Genomic DNA, 10800 nt, shown 5'->3' with positions numbered 1-10800 from the left:
CAGTCGGGTTGGTGGTGGTGTTGGGGCGGCGCCGGGTCAGAAACCGGCGCCCCCGAAGCTGCGTGGCGCGGGGTCGATGACCACGGCCTGCCCGTTGCGCACGGTGGCGATGGCGAGGCCGCGCTCATTGGAGCCGTCGGGGCGCAGGCGGAAGATGCCGTTCACCCCGGCAAAGCCAGAGCCCTGCGTGAGGCCAGCCTTGGTGAGCGCGTTCGGATTGCCCGATTTCACCAAAGCGCCAATCGCCGCGATCCCGTCATAGGCGAGGCCCGCGATCGGGTGGGGCGCTTCGCCATAGGCGGCCTGATAGCGCGCCTGGAACTGGTTGTTGAGCGCCGGATCGGGCAGGGCGAACCAGCCGCCTTGCAGCCCCGGAAGGCTCAGCGTCGCCGGCGGCACGTCCCAACGGGTCAGGCCGATATACTGCGCGGTGGCGGGGCCTGCGCCCTGCTCGGGCAGCATCTGCGCCAGAAGCGGAAGCGCGCCCGCCGCATCGGCGGTCATGAACAGCGCATCGACGTCACCCGCCTTCACGCGCTGCGCGATCTGCGGCACGGCGCTGCTCACGCCCTGCTGCGAGAACGGGAAGCTGGCCTTGCTCACGACCGAGCCGCCGGCGCGCGCGACCGCACCTTCGATGGCGGCGGCACCGATCTCACCTGCGGGGGTTTGCTCATGCACGACGAGGATGCGCTTCTTGCCGGTGGCCGAGGCGTAGCGGGCAAGACGGTTGGCCGTATTCGGGAAGGTCGGGCCAAGCACGAAGACGTTGCCGCCCGCAATGGCGGTGTTGTTCGAGAAGGCCAGAACGTTCACATTGCGCGGTGCGACGGCGAGGCCCGCGGCATTGGCGGCCTCGGCAAAGACCGGTCCCAGAATGATCTTGGCACCCTCATCGACGGCCTTGGCCGCGACCTGCGCCGCTTGTCCGGCATTGCCGCCGGTATTGTAGACCCGCAGGTCGATACGCACGTCCTTGAGGTCGCTGATCGCAAGCTGTGCCGATTGGCGCAGCGCACGCGCGATGGTCTCTTCGTCCGAGCTGCCCGAACCGCCCGGCACCAGAAGCGCCACCGGAATCGGGGTTGAAGTGTCGACCCGCTGACCGGTATTGCCGCCGCTCAACGGGATCGGCTCGCAGGCGGCCAGCCAGAGGGCGGAAAACAGGGCGCCGATTCGCAGCAATGGGTTGCGGTTGTTACGTAAAATGGCAAACATGAGGGCGTCCTCTGATAAGCAGACAGGGCGGGTCAGGGGACCCGAGGCGTCCCGAACCCTAAGCGTATCGCGTCTCGAAGTAAACGTTCCAGCAAGGGCAGTGAGGGCAACGGATGGATCATTCGGACAGCGCGGGCAAAGTTTCGCCGGAGCCGCGCAGGGCAGCAGGCGGAGCGCAGCTCGCGCCGGGGCTCTATTTCATTGCGACCCCGATCGGGGCCGCGCGCGACATTACGCTGCGCGCGCTCGATATCCTGCGTGATGCGGATGTGATCGCGGCGGAGGATACCCGCACGCTGCGCCATCTCATGGATATCCATGGTGTCGCGCTCGCCCAGAGGCCGATGATCCCCTATCACGACCATAACGGCGAGACCGCCCGCCCGCGTATCCTCCGCGCGCTGGAGGAGGGTAAGTCGGTGGTCTATGCCTCGGAAGCGGGGACGCCTCTGGTGGCCGATCCGGGCTACCAACTGGGACGTGCGGCGATCGCGGCGGGCTTGCCGGTGCATGCCGCGCCCGGTCCCTCGGCGGTGCTGGCCGCGCTGACGGTCTCGGGGCTGCCGTCGGATCGGTTCCTGTTCGCGGGCTTCCCGCCGAACACGAAATCGGCGCGCCAGAAATGGCTGCGAGGTTTCGCGCAAATCCCCGCGACGCTTGTTTTTTATGAATCGCCCAAGCGCGTTAGGGAAATGTTAGCGGACGCTGTGCAAGAGTTCGGAGAGATGAGACAGGCGGCGCTGTGTCGGGAACTCACCAAACGGTTCGAAGAGGTGCGGCGCGGCACGCTGTCGGATCTTGCGGCAGGATTGGAGACGGCGCCCGTCAAGGGAGAGGTCGTCGTACTCGTGGATCGCCCGCATGAACGGGCGGTCTCCACCGAGGATATGGAGACGGCCCTGCGCGCGCGTCTGGCGCATATGAGCGTCAAGGATGCGGCGACAGAGGTCGCAGAGGTTTTGGGCCTGCCACGCCGGGAGGTGTATCAGGCTGCGCTGGCGCTCGACCGGGAGGATTGACCGGCAGCGACGGCCAGGCAGAGAGGGATGAGGATGAGTGGCGCTGTCTCGTATTATTCCGGTCTGGCCGCCGAGGAGCAGGTCGCGGCGCATTACATGCGCAGCGGTTGTCGAATCGCGGCACAGCGCTGGCGGGGGAAATACGGCGGGGAGATCGACCTGATCGCGCGCGACGGTGAGCGGGTTGTCTTTATAGAGGTCAAGCGTGCCAGAACCCATGCGCAGGCAGCCGAACGCCTCTCCCAGCGACAAATGCTCCGTATCCTGCGCTCCGCCGAAGAGTTTCTGGCGAACGAGGGGTGCGATGAGAAGACTGACGTGGGTTATGATCTGGCACTCGTCGACGGGGGCGGTCAGATCGAAGTGCTGGAAAACGCGCTCTACCTGAACTGACACCCGATTGCATCGGCTGCGCCGGCAGTGCATCAAGGTGGCAATGAAAGGGGGGCGCATGGCCTTGAAAGTTGCTATCCAGATGGACCCGATCGGCGCGATCAATATCGATGCCGACAGCACCTTCCGCATTGCCGAGGAAGCGCAGGCGCGCGGGCACTCTCTGTTCTATTACACGCCCGACAAGCTGATCTATCGCGAGGGTCGTGTCCTCGCACGCGGCTGGCCGTTGACGGTACGGCGCGAGCGGGGCAACCATTTCGCGTTGGGAGACGAAGCCGAGGTTGACCTGTCGGAATACGATGTTGTCTGGCTGCGGCAGGATCCGCCCTTCGATATGGGCTATATCACCACAACCCATATTCTCGAGCGCATTCATCCTGCGACCCTTGTCGTCAACGATCCGTTCTGGGTGCGCAACTACCCCGAGAAGCTCCTCGTGCTGAGCTTCCCCGATCTCACGCCGCCCACACTGATCGCGCGCGACCTTGAGGCCATCCGCGCCTTCAAGGCCGAGCATGGCGACATCATTCTCAAGCCGCTCTATGGCAATGGTGGCGCGGGCGTTTTCCGGCTCGATCCCAACGATCGCAATCTTGCTTCGCTGCATGAGTTGTTCACGGGCATCAATCGAGAGCCGCTGATCGCGCAGAAATTCGTCCCCGATGTCAGCAAGGGCGACAAGCGCATCATTCTGGTCGATGGCGAAGCGGTGGGCGCGATCAACCGCGTGCCGGCGGCGGGCGAAACGCGCTCGAACATGCATGTGGGCGGGCGGCCCGAGAAGGTTGGCCTGACCGCGCGCGATAAAGAAATTTGCGCGGCCATCGGCCCGCTTTTGCGCGAAAAGGGTCAGATATTCGTCGGCATCGACGTGATCGGTAACTGGCTGACCGAAATCAACGTCACCTCGCCCACCGGCATTCAGGAGTTGGAGCGCTTCGACGGCGTCAATATCGCGGCAAAGATCTGGGAGGCGATCGAGGCCCGGCGAGCGGGTTGATGAGCCTGCGCCAAGAGTTCTTGAACATCGCGCTGCGCTTGTCGGCGCGGCCGTATCTGAGCCGTGTGCGAGACCCGGTCGAGGCCCGTAAGCAGGCCGAGTTCGGCGCCGCCTTCCTCCGAACGCCGCCTTTCACGCTGAGCCTTCCCGTCCCTTTGGGTGAGGTCAGCGGGTTGGCCGTTCGCTCTGGGCGCGTGTCCGATCCGCGCAAGATCATGCTTTATTTCCACGGCGGTGGTTATTTGGCGGGCTCGCCCCGAACACATCGGGCGCTGGCGGCGCGGATCTCGCGGCTGGCGCGGGTCGAGGTGATTCTGCCGGGCTATCGGTTGGCCCCGGAGCATCCTTTCCCAGCCGCGATGACCGATGCCGAGACCGTCTGGGATCACCTGATAGCGTGCGGCTACGCGCCTGACGGGATCGTCCTGGGCGGGGACAGCGCGGGCGGCGGGCTTGCGCTGGCGCTCTTGGCGCGGCTGTGCGCACGGGGAACGCCACCTGCGGGGCTGGTCGCATTTTCGCCCTGGACCGACATGACCGGCAGTGGCGAGAGTTACCGCATCAATGCCCGCCGCGACCCGATGCTGCCCTCTGATCGCTTGCAGGAGGCGCGGGATTTCGTGCTGCAAGGCGCTGCACCCGATCACCCCGATGCCTCACCCCTCTTCGCGGCCTTTCCGGGCGCGCCGCCCGTTCTTATCCAGCATTCGGAAACGGAGATTCTGGCGGATGACAGCCTGCGCATGGCGGCGCGGCTGCGCGACTTCGGCGCGGAGGTCATGGTCCAGAGCTGGCCGCGCGCGCCGCATGTCTGGCAGCTCTTTGACGGTTACATCCCCGAGGCTCGTGCGGCGCTGAGTGATGCGGCGCGGACCATCCGGCAGATGCTCAGCCTGCCGCCCCGGTGAGCCGGAAGCTGATCGCCTCGGCCAGATGCGGCTTGCGCACATGCTCGGACCCGTCGAGATCGGCAACCGTGCGCGCCACCCGCAAAATGCGATGATAGGCCCGCGCAGAGAGGCCGAAGCGTTCTGCCGCACGGGTCAACAGGTCGCGCCCCTCGGCATCCGGGCCAGCGATCTGTTCAAGAATTGCGCCTTCGGCCTCGGCATTGGTGCGGGTGGCCGGGTGGGCGGAAAAGCGCGCGTTTTGCACCGCACGGGCGGCAGCGACGCGTGCGGCTACCGTCGCGGAACTGTCGCCCGAAGCGGGCAGGTCGAGATCGGCAAATCCCACCGGCGGCACCTCGATGCGCAGGTCGAACCGGTCCATCAGCGGCCCCGAAATGCGCCCGAGATAATCTTCGGCGCAACCCGGCGCACGAGAACAGGCCCGCGCCGCATCGCCGAAATGGCCGCATTTGCAAGGGTTTGCCGCAGCAATCAACAGGAAGCGGCAGGGGTAGCGCACATGGGCATTGGCGCGGGCGACGACGACCTCTCCGGTCTCGATGGGCTGGCGCAGCGTATCAAGGACGGTGCGCGCGAACTCGGGGAACTCGTCCATGAACAGGACGCCATTATGGGCGAGGCTGATTTCGCCGGGCCGCGCCCCGCGCCCGCCGCCGATCATGGCAGCGGTCGAGGCGGTGTGATGCGGCTCCCGGAACGGGCGGGTGCGAGAGATGCCGCCATCCGATAACAATCCGGCGAGCGACTGGATCATCGAAGTCTCCAGCGCCTCGGCGGCGTTCAGAGGGGGCAGGATGCCGGGCAGCCGCGCGGCGAGCATGGATTTGCCGGCGCCGGGCGGGCCGACCATGAACAGATGATGCCGCCCGGCAGCGGCTATTTCCAGCGCGCGTTTGGCGCGCTCCTGACCTTTGACATCGCGCAGATCGCGCAGGGAGGGATCGGGTGTCACCTCGCCGGGGCGGGCCGGGGGCAGGGGGGATTGGCCCGTGAAATGGCGCAGCGCCGCATCGAGCGTCGAGGGGGCAAAGACCTGTGTCGCGCCGACCCAGGCAGCCTCTGACCCGCAGGCGGCGGGACAGATCAGGGCGCGCCCGGCCTCGGCGGCGGCCATGGCGGAGGGCAGGGCGCCCACAACCGGGATGAGCCGCCCATCGAGCGACAATTCTCCGATCGACACGCAATCCTCTATGTCTTCGGGCGGAATGATCCCGATCGCCGCCAGCACCGCAAGCGCGATCGGCAGGTCGAAATGCGAACCCTCCTTGGGCAGATCCGCAGGCGAAAGGTTGATCGTGATCTTTTTCATCGGCAGCGCGATGGAGAGCGCCCCCAGCGCCGCGCGCACCCTCTCGCGCGCCTCGGACACGGCCTTGTCAGGCAGACCCACGACCGAGAAACCGGGCATCCCGGCCGCAAGCGCGCATTGCACCTCGACGAGGCGCGCTTCGACGCCTTCGAAGGCGACGGTATAGGTTCTGGCGACCATGCTGTCCTGCCTGCCCTTCACACAGGTTAACGGCTAGCGCAGCTTGGTTGATGAATGGTTAACAAGGTCCCGCCCGTAAGGTCGATGTGCGAATTTGCACAGGGCTCGAAACATATGCGGCAGATTGAACTTTTTCGTGAGGAACCAAATTCTCTCTGGGAAGTTAGAAGAGTCGTGCCCCATACTCTGAAGATGGACGGCCAACAGTTGGGTGGGAGACCCGGGAGACTGAGATGGCAACCGAAGGAATGACCGATGAGACCCTTCCGCGCAAAGCGATGCGCGCGGAATATCTCGACGCCGAGACCGAACTTGAACTCGCACGGGCGTGGCGGGATCACCGCGACGAACAGGCGTTGCACCGGCTTGTGACGGCTTACATGCGGCTGGCGATCTCGATGGCGTCGAAATTCCGCCGCTACGGCGCGCCGATGAGCGATCTTATTCAGGAGGCGAGCCTTGGCTTGATGAAGGCCGCTGACAAGTTCGACCCCGATCGCGGTGTGCGGTTTTCGACCTACGCGGTCTGGTGGATCAAGGCCTCGATTCAGGAATTCGTGATGCGCAACTGGTCGATGGTGCGCACAGGCTCGACCAGTTCGCAGAAGTCGCTGTTTTTCAATATGCGCCGCGTGCAGGCGCAGATCGAGCGCGAGGCGAATGCCGAGGGTGTAACGCTCGACGGCGCGGCGATCCGGGCGCGGGTGGCCGAGGTGATCGGTGTGCCGCTCGCGGACGTGGAGATGATGGAAGGGCGGCTTTCGGGGTCCGACTTCTCGCTTAACGCGACCCAATCGACCGAGGACGAGGGCCGTGAATGGGTCGATACGCTGATTGATGACGGGCCGGGTCCCGAGGAACGCGTGACCGAAGACCATGACGGCGCGCTGATGCGCGGCTGGATCGGGGAGGCGATGGATCGGCTCTCGGACCGGGAGCGGTATATCGTCACAGAGCGCCGCCTGATCGAAGCGCCCCGCACCCTTGAAAGCCTTGGCGAGGAACTGGGTTTGTCCAAGGAACGCATCCGGCAGCTTGAGGCGCAAGCCTTTGGCAAGATGCGCAAAAGCCTTGAAAGCCACGGGGGCGAGGTGCAGAACCTTCTGCTATGAAACACGTTCTGCTTGCCTGCGCGCTTGGCGCGACGCTCGCCGCGCCCGTCTCTGCCATGGAGATCGAGGCGCAGATGCTGCCGACCTTCATCCAGACCGCGCAGCCCGATATCGCGGTGCTGGGCGAGGTGCATGACAATCCGGGCCACCATCTCAATCAGGCGGCGGCGGTGGCGGCGCTCAAGCCGCGGGCGCTCGTCTTCGAGATGCTGACCCCGGATCAGGCGGCGATCATCACGCCAGAATTGCGCGCAGACCCGGAGGCGCTGGCCGAGGCTGTCGGATGGGAGGAAGCGGGCTGGCCCGATTTCGCGCTCTACGCCCCGATTTTCGAGGCCGCGCCCGACGCGCTTATCATCGGTGCCGCCCTGCCGCGCGATGCGTTGCGCGCGGCCATTGCCGAGGGGGCCGAGAAATTCCTTGGGGTAGACGCGGCAGGCTTTGGCATCGACCAGCCCTATCCGCCCGAGCTTCAGGCCCAGCTTGAAGCCGAGGCGCAGCGCGATCACTGCAACGCCCTGCCCCCCGAGGCGCTGCCCGGCATCGTCGCGGCGCAGCGGCTGCGCGATGCGGTCTTTGCCCGCGCGGTGATCCGGGCGCGCAAGACGACCGGCGGGCCGGTGGCGCTGATCACCGGGACGGGGCACGCCCGCACCGACCGTGCCGTGCCGGCGATGATCCGCAAGGCGCTGCCCGGCATCCGACTGTTCGCATTGGGCCAGATCGAGCGCGATCCGGGCGCGGAACCCGAGACCGGGCTGCCCTATGATTTCTGGATCGCCACCGCCCCGACCGAGCGTCCCGACCCCTGTGAGGCCTTCCGATAGGCGCGCGGGCCTTGCGTGCGGCCCCCCCGCCCCCTAAACCTTTGACAAATGGCGGAGGGTGCGATGCTCGCGGGCAAGAAGGTTCTTCTGATCATCGGCGGCGGGATCGCGGCCTACAAGTCGCTCGATCTGATCCGGCGGCTGCGCGAGCGCGGGGCCGAGGTGGTGCCTGTGCTGACGCGCGCTGCCGAGGAATTCGTCACGCCGCTCAGCGTTTCGGCGCTCTCGGGGTCCAAGGTCTACCGTGATCTGTTCGATCTGACGGATGAGGCCGAGATGGGCCATATCCAGCTTAGTCGCGCGGCCGATCTGGTCGTGGTCGCACCCGCGACGGCCGATCTTATGGCGAAGATGGCGGCGGGGCTTGCGAATGATCTGGCTTCGACGCTGTTGCTTGCGACGGACAAGCGCGTGCTGCTGGCGCCGGCGATGAATGTGCGGATGTGGGAGCATCCCGCGACCGCGCGCAACCGGGCGGTTCTGGCGGCGGATGGGGTGCTGAGCGTCGGGCCGAACGCAGGCGAAATGGCCTGTGGCGAATACGGGCCGGGGCGGATGGCCGAGCCGCTGGAGATCGTGGCGGGCATCGAGGCCGCGCTGGGCGGCGGGCCGCTTGCGGGCAAGCATGTAATCGTGACCTCCGGTCCGACGCATGAGCCGATCGACCCGGTGCGCTACATTGCGAACCGCTCCTCGGGCGCGCAGGGCACGGCGTTGGCCGCGGCCCTGCGTGATCTGGGCGCGAAGGTGAGTTTCGTTACCGGCCCCGCAACGGTCGCGCCCCCGCAAGGCGTCGATCTGATCCGGGTGGAAACCGCGCGCGAGATGTTGGACGCGGTGCAGGCGGCGCTGCCCGCCGATGCGGCGATCTTTGCCGCCGCCGTGGCGGATTGGCGCGTGGCCAATGCCGCCGACAAGAAGATGAAGAAGGATGGCACCGGGAGCCTGCCCGCGCTCGAATTCGCGGAGAACCCGGATATTCTTGCGACCGTCAGTCAGATGAAAAAGGGCCGTCCCGGTCTGGTGGTGGGCTTTGCCGCCGAGACCCATGATGTGATTGCACATGCAACCGCCAAGCGGGCACGCAAGGGCTGCGACTGGATCGTCGCCAATGATGTGAGCCCCGCGACGGGGATCATGGGCGGGACCGAAAACGCGGTCACCGTGATCGACGCGGAGGGGGCCGAGAGCTGGCCGCGCATGGGCAAATCCGAAGTGGCCGCGCGGCTTGCGCAGCGCATCGCGGAGGCCTTGGCATGACGCCGCTGATCCGGGTGATCCGTGAGGACTGGGCCGATCCGGGCGTGGCACTCCCGGCCTATGAGACGGCGGGGGCGGCAGGTGCCGATCTGCGCGCGAACCTGCGCCCCGAGGACCGCGAGAGCGGTTTCACCCTCTACCCGATGCAGCGCTCGATCATTCCGACGGGCCTGCGTGTTGAGATCCCCGAAGGGTTCGAGATGCAGATCCGGCCGCGCTCGGGCCTCGCGTTCAAACACGGGATCAGCCTGCCGAACACGCCGGGCACGATCGACTGTGACTATCGCGGCCCGCTGGGCGTGCTGCTGATCAATCTTGGGGCCGAGCCCTTTACCGTGACCCATGGCGAGCGGATCGCGCAGGCGGTGATCGCGCCCGTGGTGCAGGCGCGCTACGAGATCACCGAGGCCCTGAGCGACACCGAACGCGGCGAGGGCGGGTTCGGTTCGACCGGGCGGGGCTGAGCGATGCTCGGGCTTATCCTGCTGATCGGATTGGCCGGGCTCGGCTATTGGCGCGGCTGGGCGCGGTCGCGGCTTTGGGGGGCGCTGGCGGTTCTCTGGGTGGTGATCGTGGCGGCGCATCTGCTGGCCGGGCTTGGGATGCCCGCGCTGGGTCGGGTCTTCGGCGGAAGCCTTCTGGCATGGGTGGCGCTGGGCATGATCGGCGGGCTGGTCTGGGCCTATGCGGCGCTTCTCGCGCGCCTGCGCGGCCGGGCCGCCGAGCCGGTGCAGGCCAGCGCCCGGCCTGCGGGCACCTTCTCCGAGGCCGAACTCGACCGCTACGCGCGCCATATCATGCTGCGTGAACTGGGCGGGCCGGGGCAGAAAAAGCTGAAATCCGCGAAGGTGTTGGTGGTGGGGGCAGGCGGGCTCGGCTCTCCGGTGCTGCTCTATCTGGCAGCGGCGGGGGTGGGCACCATTGGCGTCGTCGATGACGATGTGGTCTCGAACTCCAACCTGCAACGGCAAGTGATCCACCGCGATGCCGATATCGGCATCCCCAAGGTCTTTTCCGCCGAGGCCGCGATGCGCGCGCTTAACCCTCATATCGATGTCCGTCCCTATAACCGCCGCCTCAACGCCGGGGATGCGGCGGCGCTGGTCGGGGAGTATGATCTGGTGATCGACGGGACCGATAATTTCGAGACCCGCTACCTGTTGAACGCGGCCTGCGTGGCGGCGGGCAAACCGCTCTTGTCGGGTGCGATCACGCAGTGGGAGGGGCAGCTCTCGCTCTATGATCCGGCCAGGGGAGCACCCTGCTACGCCTGCGTTTTCCCCGAAGCGCCGGCGCCGGGGCTGGCGCCCTCTTGTGCCGAGGCGGGCGTGATCGGCGCCTTGCCGGGCGTCATCGGCACCATGATGGCGGGGGAGGCTGTGAAGGACATCACCGGCGCAGGGCGCGGGCTGCGCGGGCGGCTCCTGATCCATGACATGCTCTGGGGCGAAAGCCGCGAGATCGCGGTGAAACGTCGGGCGGATTGCGTGGTCTGCGGTGCGCGGGCCGAGGGGGCAGGAGCCTCCGGCGGGGATATTTGAGGCAGACTGACAAGAGGGGCTGGTTCT

General features: G+C 66.6%; 11 protein-coding genes. 9 read left to right on the top strand and 2 right to left on the bottom strand.

What is annotated here, in order from left to right; translation table 11 throughout:
- Window positions 1–36: 36 nt before the first annotated feature.
- The gene (locus P0X85_RS00635; RefSeq protein WP_275806904.1) at window positions 37–1218 is read right to left on the bottom strand and encodes a penicillin-binding protein activator; all 1182 of its coding nucleotides are present in this window, start codon (window positions 1216–1218) and stop codon (window positions 37–39) included.
- Window positions 1219–1331: 113 nt separating this feature from the next.
- Between P0X85_RS00635 and rsmI the strand changes: the two genes are divergently transcribed.
- The 4 genes from rsmI to P0X85_RS00615 are packed head-to-tail and all read left to right on the top strand — an operon-like array spanning window position 1332 to window position 4541.
- Window positions 1332–2237 (top strand): 16S rRNA (cytidine(1402)-2'-O)-methyltransferase, encoded by a 906-nt coding sequence (gene rsmI, locus P0X85_RS00630; RefSeq protein ID WP_275806901.1) that lies wholly within the window; start codon window positions 1332–1334, stop codon window positions 2235–2237.
- Between the two features lie 33 nt (window positions 2238–2270).
- Window positions 2271–2630 (top strand): YraN family protein, encoded by a 360-nt coding sequence (locus tag P0X85_RS00625; RefSeq protein WP_275806898.1) that lies wholly within the window; start codon window positions 2271–2273, stop codon window positions 2628–2630.
- A 58-nt stretch (window positions 2631–2688) separates the two neighbouring features.
- Window positions 2689–3633, top strand: coding sequence for a glutathione synthase (gene gshB / locus P0X85_RS00620; protein ID WP_275806895.1), 945 nt, complete (start codon window positions 2689–2691; stop codon window positions 3631–3633).
- Window positions 3633–4541 (top strand): alpha/beta hydrolase, encoded by a 909-nt coding sequence (locus P0X85_RS00615; protein WP_275806893.1) that lies wholly within the window; start codon window positions 3633–3635, stop codon window positions 4539–4541. Before gshB ends, P0X85_RS00615 begins: the two co-directional genes overlap by 1 nt.
- Here P0X85_RS00615 and P0X85_RS00610 read toward each other — a convergent pair.
- Window positions 4522–6033: a YifB family Mg chelatase-like AAA ATPase gene (locus P0X85_RS00610; RefSeq protein ID WP_275806890.1), complete on the bottom strand. Its 1512-nt coding sequence runs from the start codon at window positions 6031–6033 to the stop codon at window positions 4522–4524. The genes P0X85_RS00615 and P0X85_RS00610 overlap by 20 nt on opposite strands.
- Window positions 6034–6266: 233 nt before the next feature.
- Here P0X85_RS00610 and P0X85_RS00605 point away from each other — a divergent pair, with 233 nt between their 5' ends.
- From P0X85_RS00605 to P0X85_RS00585, 5 genes are all read left to right on the top strand, one after another.
- On the top strand, window positions 6267–7145 hold the full coding sequence (locus tag P0X85_RS00605; protein WP_275806887.1) for an RNA polymerase factor sigma-32: 879 nt from the start codon (window positions 6267–6269) through the stop codon (window positions 7143–7145).
- On the top strand, window positions 7142–7972 hold the full coding sequence (locus P0X85_RS00600; RefSeq protein WP_275806884.1) for a ChaN family lipoprotein: 831 nt from the start codon (window positions 7142–7144) through the stop codon (window positions 7970–7972). Before P0X85_RS00605 ends, P0X85_RS00600 begins: the two co-directional genes overlap by 4 nt.
- A 63-nt stretch (window positions 7973–8035) precedes the next feature.
- A complete protein-coding gene (gene coaBC / locus P0X85_RS00595) occupies window positions 8036–9232 on the top strand; it encodes a bifunctional phosphopantothenoylcysteine decarboxylase/phosphopantothenate--cysteine ligase CoaBC (RefSeq protein ID WP_275806881.1) in 1197 nt (398 codons plus the stop codon).
- Window positions 9229–9696, top strand: a complete 468-nt coding sequence (gene dut, locus P0X85_RS00590; RefSeq protein WP_275806878.1) for a dUTP diphosphatase — start codon at window positions 9229–9231, stop codon at window positions 9694–9696. The genes coaBC and dut overlap by 4 nt, the downstream gene beginning before the upstream one ends.
- Before the next feature lie 3 nt (window positions 9697–9699).
- Window positions 9700–10773: a HesA/MoeB/ThiF family protein gene (locus tag P0X85_RS00585; protein ID WP_275806875.1), complete on the top strand. Its 1074-nt coding sequence runs from the start codon at window positions 9700–9702 to the stop codon at window positions 10771–10773.
- Window positions 10774–10800 lie beyond the last annotated feature (27 nt).

The sequence above is a fragment of the Pseudothioclava nitratireducens genome, from assembly GCF_029210495.1.
Classification (GTDB): domain Bacteria; phylum Pseudomonadota; class Alphaproteobacteria; order Rhodobacterales; family Rhodobacteraceae; genus Pseudothioclava; species Pseudothioclava nitratireducens.
This window is presented reverse-complemented; position numbering and strand designations above follow the sequence as displayed.